Source organism: Streptomyces zaomyceticus, assembly GCF_014656215.1.
GTDB classification, from domain to species: Bacteria; Actinomycetota; Actinomycetes; order Streptomycetales; family Streptomycetaceae; genus Streptomyces; species Streptomyces zaomyceticus.
Genome location: NZ_BNBZ01000002.1, coordinates 496900 through 515741, shown reverse-complemented (window position 1 = coordinate 515741; position 18842 = coordinate 496900). Strand labels below are relative to the sequence as shown.

Sequence of the window (18842 nt, the reverse complement as noted above, 5' to 3'; positions counted from 1 at the left end):
CGATGCCCGGACCGATCCTCCACCTCGGTGCCACCGTGCTGTGCGCCCATGCCGGGCAGGCCACGCCCACCGCGCCCTTCCCGCGTGTGACGGTGCTCGGGCAGCCCGTCGTCACCCTCTCCACACCGTACGTCGTCGCCGCCTGCGGGCTCACCGGCACACCGACCCCGCCGTGCGTCACCGCCCAGTGGGTCGTCGGCGCCGTGCGGGTGCTCGCCGGCGGACAGCCCGTCGTGCTGCAGTCCGGCACGTCGGTGTGCACGCCGACCGGTACCCCGCTCACCCCCCTGACCGTCCAGACCCGGGCGATCGCCTCATGAGGGAGCCGGCATGACCATCGATCACCCCTACGACGTCGACGGCAGCGGCCGCACGGCGACGACCGACCCGGACGAGCACGTACGCGACATGATCGAGCAGCTGTTGCTCACCGCGCCCGGGGAGCGCGTGATGCGCCCCGACTTCGGCGCCGGGCTGCTCCAGCTGGTCTTCGAACCGGGCGGCCCCGAGACCGCGGCCACCACCCAGTACCTCGTCCAGAGCGCCCTTGAGCGGCACCTCGGTCACGTCCTGACCGCCGAACCGGTCGAGGTGGAGGCGGTCGACTCGGCCCTTCTCATCACCGTCGCGTACGTGGTGCTGCGCACCCGCACCCGTCATGTCGCCACGTTCCGCACGCCCGGCGGCCGCCCATGACCCGCTTCCCCTGCGCCAAGCCGCGGCGTCTGCTGGCGCTCCAGCAGGCCGGTCCTCTCAGCTCCCTCAACGCCATCGAATACGTCGAGGTCCTCGACACCGCGGCGCCCACCCCGGAGCTGCGCCAGCGCGTGCTGCACGTCCGCCTGGTACGGCCCGTTCCCGACGGACTCGACGCGGACAACGTCGTCGTCGACGGTGGTGAACGCATCCCCACGGTCGCGGTGGAGTGGGCCGCGCGGGGCGACAGCCCGGAGGTGCCGCCCGAACTGCTCGACGGGGTCGACGAACCCGACCATGTGCTCGTCGTCCGCACCGCGGACCGCGGCGACTTCTCCACGTACCGGCTGCGGCTGGTCGCCGGCCCGGAGTCGGACCTCCCCCCGGCCGGCTTCGACCCGCTGCTGGCCGAGGCCGAGTTCGCGTTCAAGGTGGAGTGCCCGAGCGACTTCGACTGCGCCCGCGACGACGAGTGCCCTCCGGATCAGCCGAGCACCCCCGCGATCGACTACCTCGCCAAGGACTACCAGGGCTTCCGGCGGCTGATGCTGGACCGGATGTCGCTGCTCGCGCCCACCTGGACGGAGCGCAACCCGGCCGATGTCGGAACGGCGCTCGTGGAGCTCCTGGCGTACGCGGCCGACGAACTGTCGTACCGGCAGGATGCCGTGGCCACCGAGGGGTACCTGGGCACGGCCCGCAGCCGGATCTCCCTGCGCCGGCACGCCAGGCTCGTCGACCACCGGGTGCACGAGGGGTGCAACGCCCGCGTCTGGGTGCGGATCGACGTCCGGGGGGACGACGCCGTCACGCTGCCGGCGGGCACCCCGCTGCTGACCACGGTCCCGCGCACGGAGGCCCGGCTGACGCCGGGCTCCAAGGGCCACCTCGCGGCGATGGCGGCGAAACCCGTCGTCTTCGAGACGGTGCACTCCGCGATCCTGCACCGCGATCTGGCCGAGATGCGCTTCCACACCTGGGGGGACCTCGGCTGTTGTCTGCCCGAGGGGGCCACGTCGGCGACCCTGCGCGGCGACCACCCGCAGCTGCGGGCCGGTGACGTCCTCGTACTGGCCGAGACCGTCTCCCCCACCACGGGCGAGGCTGTCGACGCCGACCCGACACGGCGCTGGGCCGTCCGTCTCGTCGATGTCCGCGGCTCCGAGGACCCCGCCGGGGGCCTCTTCGAGCCACAGCCGTCGGCGGACCCGCTCGCGGTGACCGAGATCGCCTGGCACGAGGAGGACGCCCTGCCGTTCCCGCTCTGTCTCGGCGTCACCGAAGGCGCCCTGGAGACCGCGCGTGCGTGGGGCAACATCGTCCTCGCGGACCACGGGCAGACCGTCCCCGACAAGGGGAAGGAGCCCGAGCCGCTCGGTGCGGTTCCCCCGCCCCACCTGGTCGGCATCGGCCGGCCGGGCACGGGAACCCCGGCCGGCCCCGTACCGGCGCGCTACCGCCCCACGCTCGCCCACGGTCCGCTGACGCACCGCGTCGCGCACGCCGCGGCCGTTGTCTTCCGGCAGGCGGCGACCCCGGCCCTGCTCGCCGAACTCACCTCGCTCAGCTACGACCAGGAGCTGCGGTCCATGCTCGGGGGCCACGGACGGCAGCCGGCCGGCACGACCGTCACCGTCCGGGGCTCCGAACCCGTGTGGTCGATCAGCGACGGCACGACCGTGCTGCGTATCGCACTCGCCGACGGCGAGCTGCTGGTGTCGGAGGAGTCACCGCCCGCGTCGGCCGTCACCGCGGCGCGCCCCAGGGAGGCACGCCCGGCGATCACCGTGACCGGCAGGCTGGGCGCGGACGAGCGGGACTGGCAGGTCCGCCCGGATCTGCTCAACAGCGGCGCGTCCGCCGCCGACTTCACCGTCGAGGCCGAGCACGACGGCACGGTACGGCTGCGCTTCGGGGACGACGAGCACGGCAAGCGCCCCCAGAAGGAGACGGAGTTCTTCGCCCGGTACCGCGTGGGCAACGGACGCGCGGGCAATGTGGGCGCCAGGTCCATCACCCACGTCGTGACGGACATCGACCTCGTGGAGACCGTGTCCAACCCGCTGCCCGCCGCCGGCGGCACCGACCCCGAGTCCGCCGAGGAGATCCGCCGCGACGCACCCCAGGCCTTCGCCGTGCAGGAGCGTGCGGTCACCGAGGCCGACTGGACCGAGGTCACCGAGCGGGTCGCCGCCGTACAGCGCGCGGCTGCCACCTTCCGGTGGACCGGCTCCTGGCACACCGTCTTCGTCACCGCGGACCGGCACGGCGGTCGGCCTGTCGACGCCGCGTTCGAGCGCGACGTGCGCGCCCGCCTGGAGCGGTATCGGCTGGCCGGATACGACCTGGAGGTGGACGGCCCCGTGTTCGTACCGCTGGAGATCGGGCTGCGGGTGTGCGTGGAGCGCACCCATCGGCGGTCCGACGTCGGCGCCGCTGTACTGGCCCGGCTCGGCGACTCCACGCTGCCGGGCGGCGGGCGGGGACTGTTCCACCCGGACCGACTCACCTTCGGCCAGCCGGTGCACCTGTCGACGGTCCTCGCCGAGGTCCATGCCGTGCCGGGGGTGGAGTCGGTGGACGTACACACCTTCCAGCGGCAGCGCAGACCGGAGACCAGCGGTCTGGAGACCGGCTCCCTGGAGATGGGACGGCTGGAGATCGCCCGCCTGGACAACGACCCCAACTTTCGCGAGCGCGGCATGCTCGACCTCACCCTGGGAGGCGGCCGGTGACAGAGACCATCTTCGCGGCGGACGGCGGAACGTGCGGCTGCTGCTCGGGGACCTCCGCGCGCACCCCCGGCACCGTCGGCAACCGTCCCGGACTGTCCGAGATCGCCTATCGCAGCGGTGTCCACGGCGACTTCCGGTCGAGCATGCTCACCGCTCTCTCGAACAAGCACCGGCAGGAACTGTCCCGGCTGCTCACCCGGGACTCCGGTGACCCGACGATCGCCCTGATCGACTCCTGGGCGGTGGTCTGCGACGTCCTGACCTTCTACAACGAGCGCTTGGCCAACGAGTCCTATCTGCGCACGGCGACCGAGCGGGTCTCGCTCCAGGAGCTCGGTCGGCTCGTCGCGTACCGGCTGGCGCCCGGTGTCGCGGCCGAGACCCATCTCGCCTTCGCCCTGGAGAGGCCGCCGGCGATCGTGCTGCCGGCCGGAGCTCCCCCGGAACCCGGCCTGATCCCCCCGGCGCCCCCGGCGGTGGTCGAGCTGCCCCGCGGTCTGAGGGTGCAGAGCGTGCCGGGACCGGGCGAACTGCCGCAGATGTTCGAGACGGTGGAGGAGATCGGCGCGCGCCCCGAGTGGAACGCGCTGCCCGTCACCCGTACCAAGCCCCATCCCCCGGCACGGGACCGCACGGACGCGTGGTTCGCGGGCGAGGCGCTCAACATCCGGCGCGGAGAGGCGATCCTGTTCGCGGGCGAGGACCTGGAGCGCGACAAGTGGGACGTACGCCTGGTGACCGAGGTCGAGCAGCCGTCCGAGGGCCGTACCCACGTCCACTGGGACCGGGGTCTGGGCTCGGACGACCCGCCCAACGATCCGCCGGTCGACCCCGACGCCTTCGTGCTGCGCAGGCGCCTTCCGGTGTTCGGGCACAACGCCCCCGTGTGGCGGGCCATGAACGGCACGTTCCGCGCCGGGTACGTGCAGGTCTTCGGGGGCAGCACCGAGGATCTGCAGTGGCCGAACTTCCACGCGGTGGCGGCGACCGACGACGACCTCGTGGTCGTGGATCTCGACGGACCGCATCCGGACGTCGTGACCGGCTCCCGGGTCGTGCTGTCGCAGGAGAACGAGGACTTCTACCGCGAGATGTACGAGGTGGTGGACCACAGGGAGCTCTCCCGCTCGGAGTACGCCGTGTCAGGGACCGTCACCCGGCTGACCCTGCGCGGCGAACAGCAGGCCACTCGGCGGAACCAGGACGACGGGCACTCCTTCTCGACCCCGCGTGACGTGACCGTCTTCGCCGTGCCCGAGCCGCTCACGATCGTCGGGGCACCGGACACCGGTCCCCTGAGCGGCCAGGTCCTCCTCGTCGACGGCGACGCCACAGCCATGGTCCCCGGCCGGCGGCTCGTCCTGTCCGGGCGGCTCGCCGACGGCACCGGCGAGCAGGCCGAGGTCGTCGTCCTCGGAGCCGCCACCGCCTCGGGCTCCCTGACGACCCGCATCACCCTGGCCGAGCCGCTCAAGTACCGCTACGAGCGCGCGACCGCGGTGCTGTTCGGGAACGTCGCGAAGGCCACCCACGGCGAGACCGTGCAGCAGGTCCTCGGGGACGGTGACGCCCGTCGCGCGTTCCAGACCATGCCGCTGCTGCACGCCCCGCTCACCCACGTCCGCGCGGACACCCCGCAGGGCTTCACCTCCACCCTCACCGTCCGGGTCGACGAGGTCGCCTGGCGCGAACTCCCCACCCTGTACGGGGCGGGGGCCGGCGACCGGGTCCTCACCACGCGCACGGAACCCGACGGGGCCGTCGTGGTGGCCTTCGGGGACGGAGCGGACGGTGCCCGGCTGCCCTCTGGCTCACACAATGTCCGCGCCACGTACCGCAAGGGCGCCGGCCTGGCCGGAAACCTGCCCGCCGATCGGCTCTCCCAGCTCATGGACAGGCCCCTCGGCGTCAAGGGGGCCACCAACCCGGTCCCGGCCACCGGCGGCGTCGACCCCGAGGACGAACGGCACGCCCGGGCCTCGATGCCGTTCACCACCCGTACCCTCGGCCGGGCCGTGTCGCTGCGTGACTACGCCGACTTCGCGCTCGCCTTCGCCGGTGTCTCCCTCGCGGAGGCCGACGTACTGCGCCTGCGCACCGGGCCGACGATCGTCGTCAGCGTGTGCGGCCCCGACGGAGGGCCGGCCCCCGCGACGACCGCCGCCCACCTGACGGCGGCCCTGCGCCGGTACGGCGACCCACGGGCCCGGGTCGAGGTCCTGGCGGCCCGTCAGGCGCGGTTCCGTCTCGGGCTTCGGGTACGGGTGGACCCCGCCCGGGAGGCGAAGGCGGTGCTGGACGCCGTCGAGACGGTCCTGCGCACGGCGTACGCGCCGGCGGCCCGCGGACTTGCGGCGCCGGTGCACCGCTCGCGGTTGGTGTCCGTCGCGGCGAGCGTGCCGGGCGTCGTCGCCGTGGACCTGGACCTGCTGTACCGCGGCGACGAGGCCGGGCTCAAGGACCACCTGCCCGCGACCGGGGCGGCCGTGGGAACCGACGGCAGACCGCTCGCCGCCGAGCTGCTCGCCCTCGCCGAGGGCCCCTTCGACCGGCTGCAGGAGATGCCATGACCACATCTCGGCCCCGACCCTCCGCGGCGGACCGGCTGTACGCGCTGCTGCCGGCGGTGTACCGACTGCGTGATTCCGAGCGGGACGGCGTCCTGCGTGAGTTCGTCGAGGTGCTCGCCGGTCAGCTCGAGGTCCTGGAGGAGGACCTGGAGCAGCTGTACGACGACCAGTTCATCGAGACCTGCGCCCCCTGGGTGGCGCCGTACATCGGCGATCTCATCGGCTGCCGCACGCTGCACGGGGTGGCGGACAAGGTCCGCTCGCCGCGCGCCGAGGTGGCCCACACGATCGCCTACCGGCGCCGCAAGGGCACGGCCGCCGTCGTGGAGCAGCTCGCCCGTGACGTCACCGGCTGGCCGGCCCGTACGGTCGAGTTCTTCGAGCGACTGGTCACCAGCCAGTACATGAACCACACCCGGCCGCACGCCCGTGCCGCGCCGAGCATGCGGGACCGGGAGGCGCTGTCCTGGGGCACGCGCATGAACGGCGCCTTGGACGACCTCGCCCATACCGCCGACGTACGCGCCATGGGTACGCCCCCGCCGCGCCGCACCGGGCGGTACAACATCCCGAACGTCGGCATCTTCCTGTGGCGGACCGAGGCCGTTCGTCTCCATCGCACGCCCCTCACCCCCCACGGGTCGGGCGACGGGCGCCGCTTCCGGTTCGACACCCTGGGCAGCGACTCCCCGCTCTTCGGCATGCCGCGCACCGAGGAGGAGATCACCCACCTCGCCGAGCCGGAGGACGTTCCCCTGCCGCTGGACCGGCGGAGGCTGGGCGAACACCTCGACGCGTACTACGGCAGGGGGCGCAGTCTCCTGCTCGAACGGGGTGTGCGCGAGGCGGGAGAGTGGCGGTTCACACCCGTGCCGTCCTCCGAGATCACCGTGTGCGACCTGTCCGACCTGCCCGGTGGCGGGGGCGGCTGGGCGCACGAACCCGCCGCGGGCAAGGTGGCGGTCGACCCGGTCCTGGGCCGGGTGTTCTTCGGCACGGCCCTCACGGCGTCCACCAGAGCGCTCGCCGCCCACCACTACGGCCTCGCCGTACCGGTGGGCGCCCGGGGATCGGCCCGTGGCGAGGCGGTGACCCCCCTTCCGCGCCGGCCGGTCGCCGGCGGCGAGGCCCCACAGGCGCTGCTGGACGGGCTCGTCGACGGAGGGACCCTGCGCATCACCGACTCCGACCGCTACGGCGACCTCCGTACCGTGCGCACGACCACGGGCGGGCCCGGCCTGCCGGACACCGAGGTGTGGGTCCACGCGGACGACGGCACCCGCCCCACCCTCGTCGCCCCGGACGGGTTGCGCCTCTCCATGGGCGCGCGCACCACGGTCGTCCTCGACGGGCTCCTGGTCACCGGGGGTCCCGTCGTCCTGGAGGAGAGCGGTGATGGCGGAGCCCGCACGATCGAGCTGCGCGACTGCACGCTCGTACCGGGCCAGAGCCGGACGCCCGACGGCCTGTCGGCCCATCCCGAGCGTGCGTCGCTGCTCGTCCTCGACCCCTTCGCCACGGTGCGGCTGACCCGCTGTGTCCTCGGGCCGATCGTCGCCGTGGAGGGGGCCGACATCACGCTCACCGACTGCGTCGTCGACGCCTCCGACCCCATGGCCGTCGCCTACTGCGGACGTCCCGCCCCTCCCGGCGGCGGGCCGCGCACGGTCCCCGACACGGTCGCCCATGAGACCGGTGACGGCACCGAACCGGGCGGGGCCCTCCATCTGGGCGAGTGCACCGTCATCGGCGGCATCCACACGGTCGAGCTCGACGCGTCCAACTCGCTGCTCGTCGCCGAACTCACCCCGGGCGATGCCCGCGAGGCGGCCGTGTGGGCTCGGCGCCGGCAGAAGGGCTGCCTGCGCTTCAGTTACGTCCCGGAGGACTCGCGCACCGGCCGCCGCTACCGCTGCAGCCCGGACCCCGCCGATCCGCCCGGCACCCGCCGCGCCACCCGGCCGCGCTTCACCTCCCTCCGATTCGGCGACCCCGCCTACGCCCAGCTGACCGCGGCCACTCCGGACACCATCCGGCGCGGCGCCGACGACGAGAACGAGATGGGCGCGACCCATCTGCTGTTCACTCCGCGGCGGGAGAGCGACCTCCTGCTGCGGCTCGACGAGTACCTCCGCTTCGGTCTCGAAGCGGGCTTCTTCTACGCGACCTGAGCAAGGAGGACTCCCCATGGGAGCCGATCTGAGCCGCGTGCGGTTCGACGCGTTGCGCGACCACTCCGGCGTCGTGATGCAGCAGGGCCGGCTGCTGCTCGACTCCGACTGGAACGAGTTCGTTTCGATCGTCGACCGTAGGCTGCGCGCAGCCGCCGCCGACCTCGGCACCACCGGGGTCGTGGAGGGGTCGTCCGGCGTGGCCGTCGTACCCCGGACGACACCCGACGCCTTCAAGATCACGGCCGCGGTCGCGGCCGACGGACTGGTCATCGGCCGTGGCCGGATGTACGTCGACGGGCTGCTCGCGGAGAACCACGGCACGGGTGACGGAACAGCGTTCGACCCGCTGCTCGCCGGGCCCGTACGCCCGCAGGACACGCCGTACGACCGTCAGCCGTATCTGCCCACGCAGAGAGGGCTGCCCACCAGCGGCACCCACCTGGTCTACCTCGACGTGTGGCAGCGCGAGGTCACACCGCTTCAGGCACCCGATCTGATCGAGGAGGCCGTGGGTGTCGACACCACGGCCCGCACCCAGACCGTGTGGCAGGTCCGGGTGCATGAACCGGACACCCCCGGCATCAGCTGCGCCACCAGGGACGAGGACATCCCTGGCTGGGCCGAGCTCATCGCCCCGTCCGCCGGCCGGCTCACCACCGGCACCGTGAGCGTGGCCGCCGCGGACAATCCGTGTGCGCTACCACCCAGCGGCGACTACCGGGGCCTGGAGAACCAGACCTATCGGGTCGAGATCCACGAGAAGGGAGCCGCCGGCACCGCCACGTTCAAGTGGTCCCGCGACAACGGTTCGGTCGCCGTGCGGGTCGTCGAGATCGTGGCGCCCGACCGGCTGCGCCCCGAGCACCTGGGCCGCGACACGATGCTCGGGCTGCGCGAGAACGACTGGGTGGAGATCCTCGACGACCATCGGGAACTCGACGGCGCGACCGGTGAAATGCGCAGGATCGACACCGTGCACGGCGACGGGACGATCTCCTTCAGCCCCGCCCTTCCTCCCGATCTGCCCACCACGACCGGGGACGCGGTCCGACGGAACCTACGCATCCGCCGTTGGGACCAGGCGGGCCGGATCAAGAACGCCGACGGCGCCGAGCTGCAGAACCTCGACGACGCCGACTCACCCGGCGTCATCACCGTGCCTCCGGGGAAGGTGGCCGTCGTCCTGGAGCACGGCGTCACCGTCGCTCTCGACGCGCCCGACGGCGAGTTCCGTACCGGCGACCACTGGATCTTCACCGCGCGCACGGCCTCCTCGACGGTCGAACGCCTGGTGGAAGCACCGCCGTCGGGCATCCACCACCACTACGCGCGACTCGCCGTGGTCGAGTTCCCCGCCAGTGTCCGGTACGACTGCCGCGAGCTGTGGCCCTCGTGCGACGGGGAGTGCGGAGACTGCACGATCTGCGTCACCCCCGAGTCGCACGCCAACGGAGCCATGACGATCCAGGCGGCGGTGGACACCCTGTCCTCCTCCGGCGGCACGGTCTGTCTCGCGGCGGGTGTCTACCACCTCGGCATGGAGGACGTCGTCCGCATCGACGGCGCGCGGTCGGTACGGGTCAGGGGACAGGGCCCCGGCACGGTGATCATCGGCACGAACGGCGGCTTCGACGTACGCCGTTCGGCGTTCCTCACCCTGGAGGACTTCGCGCTCGTGTCCGCGGGCAACAACCCGGGGATCCGGCTCAGGACCACCGCCGAGTTCACCGCGCGCCGGCTGACCGTGCTGATGGCCGGCGGCGGTCACCACAACGGAAGCGGAAACCCGTATCCCGCGTTCGAACTGTCCGGGATCTGTCTGCGCACACGGGTTCAGGACTGCGACCTGGTCGGCAACCTCGGTGTCTCCTCGGCGCACGAGAACGACGACGACAGTGTCCGCCTGCTGACGGCGGACCTGGAGATCAGCGGCAACCTGCTGGTGTGCCGCAGGACCGGCGTCCTGTTCGGCGACGGCACCGCCCATCTGCTCGGCAACACGGTGCGGGACAACACGGTGCTGAGCGGGCGGCAGGTCGGCTTGCGACTGCTCGGCGCCGTGGCCAAGGGCGCGTCGGTCGAGCTGACGGGCAACCACCTCCACGTCGACGGGGACGGCATCGTCGTCGCCCCGGGCGGATACACCGTCCGGGACAACACGGTCACCGGCACCCCGCAGGCCGTGGACCGCGGCTCCGACGGGATCGTCGTACAGGCTGCGGAGTCCGGTGTGCTGCGCGGCCCCACCCGTGTGACGGGAAACCAGGTGCGCGGCGTCGGCGGTGCGGGCGTCGCCGTCAGGGCGCCGGTCGGCGACCTCGACGTGTCGCACAACGTCGTCGACCGGGCCGAAGAGGGCATCGTGGTCACCGGGCGCGGCCGGGCCGCGGGCGCCGTCGTCGTCGGCAACACCGTCAGGAACCTCGCCACCTCGGAGTTCGACTCGTACCCCACGTACCTGGATGGCATCCGTGTCGTCGGGGCCGCCCACGCCCTGGTCGAGTCCAACACGGTCGTCGGCGTCGGCACCGTGGACCTCTCGCCCGACGACGACGGCGACGGCGACGACGAGATCGACCGCAAGACGGGCGTGGCCGTGCTCGCCTGCCGGGAGTCCCGGGTCAGCGGCAACACCGTGGAGGGCGTGGGACTGGAGGATCCCGAAAGCGGGCAGCGTTGCCTCGGCGTCCACGTCTCCGTCTTCGCCCGCACCACCATCGAGGGCAACGTCTGCCGCCGGTCCGCCGCGGACGTCGAGGACGACCCGAGCGCCCCCTGGACCGGCCTCCTCGTGGGGGACGACCCCGACGAGAACCAGGCAGACCACAACTTCAGCTGGCGCTCGGCGCGCATCGGCCGCTACGTCTCCGTCGTCGACGACGGCGTCTCGTACCTCATCGGCCGGGGCACCGCCTTCACCCACACCACGTACGACATCAGCGCGATCGTCTCCACGAACACCGTCACCGGCGGTCGCCGGGAGCCCGCGGCCCGGATCACCGTGGACGGGGACCTCGTGCTGTCGGCCAACCAGTTCCGCCAGCACCCCGTCACGGAAGCGGACCCGATCGTTTCGCCCGCGGCCATGGTGTCCGCCTTCTCCGCCACCGTAAACGCCAATCGCGCCAAGGGCGGCAATCCGTCGCTGCGCCTGGCGGTCTACCACGGGCGGCTCGCCGTGCTCGGCAACGTGACGAGCGGCGGCATCACGGCCGACGGCGGCCTCGACCCGAAGTGGGAGCCGCTCAACCTGACGAACGTGTTCTGACGGTCGACGGGGGCGTACTCGCCGCTGCGACGTACGCCCCCGAAGGACCGGCCGCTCCGCCCCGTACCCGCTCCCCCGCTGGAAGGACCCGACCGATGCCGATCATCGTCGTCGACAAGGACAAGACCGTCGCCGCCCTGGTGGCCCGGCTGCTGAAGGCCAGAACGTCCAAGGCGGCGACCGTGCGGGCCGTACGCGCCGTCCGCAAGGCCAACCCGGGCCTCGACCTCGACCGTCTGCGTCGCGGGACGGTGGTGGTCGTGCCGAGGCTCGCGGAGATCCGGACCGATGTCGGGGACGTGATCGAGGACGCCCTGGCCGACGTCCTCGACCGGATCACGCACTCCCTCGACCAGCTCGCCGAGGACGCCGGTACCGCCCTGGAAGCCGACCGGGCCGAACGCGAGCGGACCGAAGGCGTCTTCCACGCGGAGGCGGTCCAGAACGCGGCCGAGTACGACACCGTGCTCAGGGACACGCTCGAGACCTTGCGAGTCTCGCTCAGCGACGACGAGGAGGGCGCCACCCGCTGCACCGACATGCTGATGCAAGGCATCGAGCAGTGGCGTGACGAGCTCGACGACCTCGGCAAGCTGGTGTGAGGCCCCGATGAGCAACGCGTTGGCAGTGCCGACCGTCACCGCCGCCCTGACCACCCTCGTACAGACGGCCATGGAGCGGCTCGACATCACCCCGGGGCCGGTCGTCGCCCCCGGGCCGCTCGACGGCTCGGGGGACAACGCCCGCGTCGGCGTCCATCTGTACCGGGTCACCCGCAACCCGACCCTCTCCCTGGCCGATCTACCCACCCGCTCGTCCGCCGGGCATCTGCGGCAGAAGCCGAGGGCCGCGCTCGACCTGCACTACCTGTTCACCTTCCGGGGGAACACGGAGTGGGAGGTCCAGCAGCTGCTGGCCAGGACGGCGGCGGCTCTGCACGGCCAACCGACACTGACCCCCGCCCTGCTCGCCGAAGCGCTGGCCGACCACCCCGAGATCGACGGCAACGACCTGGCCGAGGCCGACGAGCCGGTCCGCGTCACATCCGAGGCGCTGTCGACCGACGAACTGACCCGATTCTGGGCCCTCTACCCGCCCGGGTCCTTCACGGTCACGCTCGCCGTGGTCGCCGGCCCCGTGCTCGTCGACGCCGACGGCGACCCCGGAGCCGTGCTCCCGGTCCGCACCCTCCTCGCCGGTGCCGCGCCCTTCGTCCGGCCCCGACTGGACGGCGCCGCCGGACCCGAGGGCAGAGGGGCTCCCGTCCGGGCCGCCAGCCCGATGCCCGACGTCCACCTGCACGGTCACGCCCTCGCCGCGCGGGAGGGCGAAACCAGCGAGGTCCTCGTCGACGGCGTGCCCGCCTCCGGCGTCACCGTCGTCGACGACACCCATCTGGTGCTGACGGCCCCGACGCTCACCCCGGGCCCGCGCCGCCTCGCCGTCCGCAGAAGCGGCCCGCCGGCGGACGCCGCCCTGTCGACGACCCGCCTCGCGCAGGTCAGTGCCCCGGTCGTGGTGATGGTGGTCCCCACCCTCGGCACGGTCTCCGCCGCCACGACCGCCGGCGGTCAGCCGGGACTGCGTACGGGAACCGTCACCGCCGACGTGACCCCGCCGGTCGCGCACGGCAACCGTGTGCGGCTGCTCCTCGACGCCACGACACCGGGCTCGGCGGTGGCGCTCGCCCTCCCTGCCGACCTCGAAGCGGGCGATCCGCCCGCCGCCCAGGTCGACTTCAAGGTGAAGGACGTCCCGGCGGGCCCGTACCGCGTCACGCTCGAGGTGGGTGGCGCGCGCAGCCTCCCGCCCCTGGACCCCAACGGCCTGTACGTGCTCCCGGTGGTGACCCTGTGACCCTCTCCGACACCAAGCCTCCGCTCGACGCGGCCGACCGCGATCGCGTCTGGGCCCGCGACAACCAGCGCTGTCTCGCCCTCGCGGCCTCCGCAGCGGCGGCCCGCCTCGACGCCCGCCCCGACGACGCCGACGAACCCGCCCGAGCCGCCGAACTGCTCGCCGCCGAGGTACGGGAGACGACGGGGCGGCAGACGGGCCTCGACCGGCTCTGCGGGCTGTTCGCCCTCACCGCGTTCGAACGGGACGTGCTGATCGCGGTGGCCGCCCCGGAGCTCGGCCTCCCGGCGGCGAAAGGACCCGTTACCTTCGCCCGCGCCCTGGCCGGCCTGTCCGACCCGCACTGGAGTGCCCTGCTGCCGGACGCCCCGCTGCGCGGCTGGCGCCTCCTCGACGTACCGGCCCAGCTGCCTCCCGCCGAGTTCGGGGGCCTTTCCCAACTGCCCCTCGCCGTCGACGAGCGCATCCTGCACGCCCTGCTGGGAGCGGACACCATGGACGACCGTCTCGCCGGACGCGGCCGGCTGGTGTCCTCCGTGTGCCGGCTGGCCCCCGGGCAGGGCGCGGTCGTGGCGTCCCTGGCCGCGCTCGTCCGTCCCGCACCCGGCACCGAGGGCTGCCTGCTCACCGGCGAGGACCGGCTCACCCGGCGGCAGGCCGTCGTCGACGCCGCCGAGCGGATCGGACTGACCGTACTCGTCGTCGACGGCGACGACCTGCCGGACACCGCACCCTCCACGGACACCCTCGCGCGGCTGCTCGCCCGCGAGGCGGGGCTCGGACTGCGGTTGCTGCTCGTCGAGGGCACCGCCGCATCCCTGGCGCGCTGCCTGCGACTGCTGACCGCCGGTGTGCCGCTCGGCGTACCGACGGTGCTGTCGGCCGACGAGGCACCCGCCGGGAGCGATCTGCCGGTGCTGCGGCTGCCGGCCGCCACGGCGTCGGAACGGCGCGTCCTGTTCGCCGGGGCCTTGCGCGAGGCCCGCCTGGAGGACGACGCGGCCGAACTCGCCGACCGGCATCCGCTCACCCCGGCGGGCATCGCGCTCGCCGTCCAGCGGTCCGGCCGACTGGCCGACGGCCGGGGGACGGCGGGGCCGGTATCGGCAGGACCGGTGTCGGAGGGACCGGCAACGGACAGACCCGAGACGGAAGGGCCGCGGACGGAAGGGCCCGGGACCGAGCGTTGCGGTCCGGATCCGGTGGCGGGAGGCCCGGCGCCCGCGGGCTCCGGCGGGGACCTCCCGAGGGTCGACCGGCCCGACGTCTCGGCCGTCTCCGCCGTCTGCCGGGCGATCGCCGAGCGCCCCCTGCACGGCCTCGCGACGGTACGCCGGCCGATCGCCGGGCTCGGCGAGCTGGTCCTGCCCGACCAGGCGACCCGCTCCCTGCGCGCGCTCCTCGCGCACGTCCGTCGACGCCGCCGCGTCCACGGCGAGTGGGGGTACGGCGAGCGCGACCGTGGCCTCGCGGTCACCGCGCTGTTCGCCGGGCCCAGCGGCACCGGCAAGACCACGGCCGCCGAGGCCGTCGCCCACGAGCTGGGGTTCGACGTGGTCGCCGCGGACCTCAGCCAGGTGGTCAGCAAGTACATCGGCGAGACCGAGAAGCACCTGGCCAGGCTGTTCGAAGCCGCCGAGAACGGGTCGGTGCTCCTGTTCGACGAGGGTGACGCGCTGTTCGCCAAGCGCACCCAGGTGCGGGACAGCCGGGACCGGTACGCCAACCTGGAGGTCTCGTACCTGCTGCAACGCCTCGAGACGTACCGCGGCATCGCGATCCTCACCACGAACACCCGCGAGGCCATCGACCCCGCCTTCGTCCGCCGGATGAGGTTCGTCGTGACGTTCCCCTTCCCGGACGCGGAGCAGCGCACCCGCCTGTGGGCGGGGGCGTTCCCGGCGGGCGTGCCCACCGAGGGGCTCGACCCCGTGCGGCTGGCCCAACTGGCTGTCAGCGGCGGCACGATCGCCCAGCTCGCGATGCACGCCGCGTTCCTCGCCGCCGACGAGGGCGAACCGGTGGGCATGCACCATGTCCTCGACGCCGCCCGCATCGAATGCGACAAACTGGAACGCCCGCTGGCCGCCCACGAGACCCGCGGCTGGCTCCCGTCATGACCGCCGGCGAGCACAGCACCGCCGCCTCGGGGCTCCAGGGAGGCGGCGCGCCCCTCGAACCAGGGGTGCGGGACCAGCTCTCCACCAGCTACGGGCACGACTTCTCCCCCGTACGCGTCCACGTCGGGCCCGAGGCGGACCGGGCGACGGGTGAACTCGGCGCTCTCGCCTACACCGTGGGCAACGACGTGGTCTTCTCCCACGGAGCGTACGATCCGCTGTCGCGCCGCGGCCGGTCCCTGATCGCGCACGAACTCGCGCATGTCGCCCAGCACGGCGGCGCCCCCGGGGCACCCGGCTTCCTGCGGACCGATCCGTCGGTCGCCCCGCCGGCCGCCGACGCCCGACTGGAGGACCAGGCTCACGCGGCGGCGACGTACCACGGGCGGGGCGAGCCACTGCCGGCCGGATGGAGCTGGGAGCGGGCGTCCGGGCCGTTCCTGGGCCGCGCGGACATGAGCTGGACCCAGCTGGAGGACCCGTACACGGTCACGTACGCGGGGAAGCAGCGCACCATCACGGAGGAGCAGCGCTCCCCCGGGGACCCTGAGGACATGGTCCGCGTCAACATGGGCGCGTTCGTCCTGCCCAGGACCAAGGGCCCGTGGAAGGACACGTACGACGCCATCGCCAAGGAGAAGGGCCTGCAGGCGGTGGTGAACATGTCCGGGAGCCATCCGAGTTCGGGTCTCTGGGAGAAGCGGGCACCCACGACGGAGCTGCGCAGGCTCTGGCTGCTGCGCATGCAGTGGCCCCGCGATCAGGCCACCGTGTGGTGGCAGGAGGCGGGCGGGGACGCCCACGTCAAGGGCGCGGATTTCAACCCGCGTGTCGACTCGGTGCAGTCGCAGATCGACCACATCGTCGAGCTCCAGCTCGGCGGCACCAATGTGCCCGACAACCTGGCCCCGCACGACGGCCCCGACAACATGAACAGCGGGAGCACGATCGGCCTCGAGGTGCAGGAAGCCGCCACGTCCGTCTCCAAGCAGCTGCACGCCCTGGGGCGCAAGCGGCCCCGGCAGGTGATCCTGTGGTTCGGCAGCGCCGAGGAGTCGAGCGCGTACACCAAGCCGGTGCAGCCGTTGCCCCCACCGTTCACGACGCGCAAGGCGATGACCGCGCTCCAGGTGCACTTCACCGCCGAGGCCGATCTGAAGGAGGGCAGGCGGCCCAGCGCACAGGACCGGAGGAACGCGGCCGACGCCTGGGCCGCGTACAAGGACTATCCCCTGGTCAGCGGCCCGAGCAGTTACCGCCTGCGGGTGCCGGAGAAGCCGACCGCCGACGGTCGCGACGAGATCCGGAACAGCCCCGTCCCGGAGAACCGGGCCGCCCGGGAGCTGATCGCGGGCGTGATGCTGGAGAACCTGAACCGCCCGTCGTCGGGCAAGAGCACGCACACGGTCACCGCCTGGATCGACGACGCCACCGACCATGCGGTACGGAAGGGCAGCCGACTGCCCATCACCATTCCGGACCCGAAGGACAAGCAGCTCACGCTCGACGTCAAGGACCCGTTCACGACCGGCAGGCTGTCACTGCGGGGAGGCAGGCAGGAGGTCCACTTCCTGTACCCGTACCTGTCAAGAGGGAGGCTCACCCTCGCCACCACGGAGGAGGGGCTGGCCGGGCGCGGGACGCTGACGCCCAGTGTGCCGCTGCTGTCCCGGGTCCCCATCACCGTCGAATGGGACCGCAGCGGGCTGCGCGGCTCGGTCCAGGCGCCCGCGGAGAAGCTGTCGCTGCCGCCTTTCAAGGTCACCGAGTCCGCGCTCACCCTGAGCCTCGCTCCCACGTTCCAGGCCGGCGGCCATGTCGCCTTCGTCCTCGGCTCGGTGGTCGACGGGCGGATCGAGGCGGGCGCGGACGCGCAGGGGCTGTTCGCCAAGGGCCGGCTCGTCGGGCGGATCCCGGGTCTCGACGAGGCGACCGGGAACCTGGAGTACCGACCCGCGACCGGGCTGACCGGCTTCTTCGTGGCTCGCGCCTCCCGGACGTCCGGACTCGTACGCGGCGGCGAGGTGCGGCTCGACGTCAACGGCGACGTCTGGCGGGTCGGCGGCTGGATCCAAGCGGTGCTGCCCGGCGAAAGCCCCGCGAAGCTGACCGTCCGCAGATCCGGGGACCGCATCCTCTACGGCGGCGAGGCGACCCTCAAGGTCCCGGGGCTGCGGCCGGTGGACATCGCGCTGACGTACGACGGCGAGCGCGTGACCGGCTCCGCCCGTACGACCTTCGCGCTGCTCGGGGCCGAGGGCGAGATCGCGCTGCGCTACCGCGACGGCAACTTCAGCGGGGACGGATCCGTCGAGCTGAAGCGCGGCCGGTTCGCCGGACGGCTCGACGCCCACCTGGACGAGGACGGCCGGATCAGCGGCCGTGGCACCGGCAGCCTGACCATCCGACCGGGTCTCGTCGGCACCGTCGGCGTCGAGTACGGCCGGGACCGCAAGCTCCGTGTCTCGGGTGAACTCCGATTCCCCCCTTATCGTTTCCTCGAACCCCGGGGCGCACGGTACGAGCTGTTCCGGCACAGCCTGCCGGACATCCCCATCTTCGCGATCCCGCTGGGCATCGGGGCGGTCGGGCTTGTCGCCCGTATCGGCGGCGGGCTGGCCGTGCACTACCACTTCGGGCCCGGCGAGCTCCGCGACATGGTGATCCGCGGCGCGTTCAACCCCCTCGAAGAGGAGATGAACGCCGAACTCGCTGCGGAGGCACGGCTGGTGATCCCGGCGGAAGCGGGCCTGGAGATGTTCGTCCGTGCAGGCATCGGGGCTTCCGTGGCCATCGCGAGCGCCACCGGCGGGATCACCCTGACCGGCGGTGTGCTGCTGCGCGGCGGGCTGGACGCCTCGGCCCGCCTCGCGTACGCGAAAGGTGTCCTGACCTTCGACACGCTGGCCCGCATCAGTGTGCAGCCCGTCCTGACCCTCCGTATCGAGGCGGACATCGTCATCGAGGCGGCGGTCGGCGGAACCTGGCGCTTCCCCTACCAGCTCGCGTCGTACTCGTACGCGACCGGCCTGGAGTTCGGCATGATCGCCCCGTTCCACTACCAGTCGGACCAGCCACTCCGCCTCCCCGAGGCACGTGACATCCAGTGGATCGTCCCCCAGATCGACGTGACCGCCCTGGCGAACCGTGTGGCGGGCCAAGTCCGATCTGGCCTGGGGTTCTAGGTGTATGGACCTGCGGCGTCGCACTCCGTCGCCGTCCGTCAGCGAAGTACGGGGTGTCGCGATCCTCGGCCCTCCTCAGAACGCGCGCGTTCCCGCGTACATCCGCCGTGGGCGGCGCACCACGTCGGAGACGAGGCGACGCGCGGGACTGCCACCCGGTCGGCGCGGCCGGGGTGGCGTCTGCTGCGCCATGCGGGTGGCATCCGCCGACGGCACCGGTCCGCTGTGACGGCGGTG

10 protein-coding genes are annotated in these 18842 nt (G+C 72.9%); all 10 read left to right on the top strand.

Going from position 1 to position 18842, the window contains the following annotated elements; all coding sequences use genetic code 11:
- Positions 1-2 precede the first annotated feature (2 nt).
- A complete protein-coding gene (locus tag IE311_RS04915; RefSeq protein ID WP_189830276.1) occupies positions 3-320 on the top strand; it encodes a hypothetical protein in 318 nt (105 codons plus the stop codon).
- A gap of 10 nt (positions 321-330) precedes the next feature.
- Positions 331-696: a GPW/gp25 family protein gene (locus IE311_RS04910; RefSeq protein WP_189830275.1), complete on the top strand. Its 366-nt coding sequence runs from the start codon at positions 331-333 to the stop codon at positions 694-696.
- The gene (locus tag IE311_RS04905; protein WP_189830274.1) at positions 693-3431 is read left to right on the top strand and encodes a putative baseplate assembly protein; all 2739 of its coding nucleotides are present in this window, start codon (positions 693-695) and stop codon (positions 3429-3431) included. The genes IE311_RS04910 and IE311_RS04905 overlap by 4 nt, the downstream gene beginning before the upstream one ends.
- On the top strand, positions 3428-6001 hold the full coding sequence (locus IE311_RS04900) for a baseplate J/gp47 family protein (protein WP_189830273.1): 2574 nt from the start codon (positions 3428-3430) through the stop codon (positions 5999-6001). The genes IE311_RS04905 and IE311_RS04900 overlap by 4 nt, the downstream gene beginning before the upstream one ends.
- The gene (locus IE311_RS04895; RefSeq protein ID WP_189830272.1) at positions 5998-8172 is read left to right on the top strand and encodes a hypothetical protein; all 2175 of its coding nucleotides are present in this window, start codon (positions 5998-6000) and stop codon (positions 8170-8172) included. The genes IE311_RS04900 and IE311_RS04895 overlap by 4 nt, the downstream gene beginning before the upstream one ends.
- Before the next feature lie 16 nt (positions 8173-8188).
- Positions 8189-11443: a DUF6519 domain-containing protein gene (locus IE311_RS04890; RefSeq protein WP_189830271.1), complete on the top strand. Its 3255-nt coding sequence runs from the start codon at positions 8189-8191 to the stop codon at positions 11441-11443.
- 95 nt (positions 11444-11538) lie between these two features.
- Positions 11539-12045 carry a hypothetical protein gene (locus tag IE311_RS04885; protein ID WP_189830270.1) on the top strand — a complete coding sequence of 169 codons (507 nt, stop codon included), beginning with the start codon at positions 11539-11541 and terminating at the stop codon, positions 12043-12045.
- A gap of 7 nt (positions 12046-12052) precedes the next feature.
- Positions 12053-13300: a DUF4255 domain-containing protein gene (locus tag IE311_RS04880; RefSeq protein WP_189830269.1), complete on the top strand. Its 1248-nt coding sequence runs from the start codon at positions 12053-12055 to the stop codon at positions 13298-13300.
- A complete protein-coding gene (locus IE311_RS04875; RefSeq protein WP_229901732.1) occupies positions 13297-15420 on the top strand; it encodes an ATP-binding protein in 2124 nt (707 codons plus the stop codon). The genes IE311_RS04880 and IE311_RS04875 overlap by 4 nt, the downstream gene beginning before the upstream one ends.
- Positions 15417-18605, top strand: a complete 3189-nt coding sequence (locus IE311_RS04870; protein ID WP_229901731.1) for an eCIS core domain-containing protein — start codon at positions 15417-15419, stop codon at positions 18603-18605. The genes IE311_RS04875 and IE311_RS04870 overlap by 4 nt, the downstream gene beginning before the upstream one ends.
- Positions 18606-18842 lie beyond the last annotated feature (237 nt).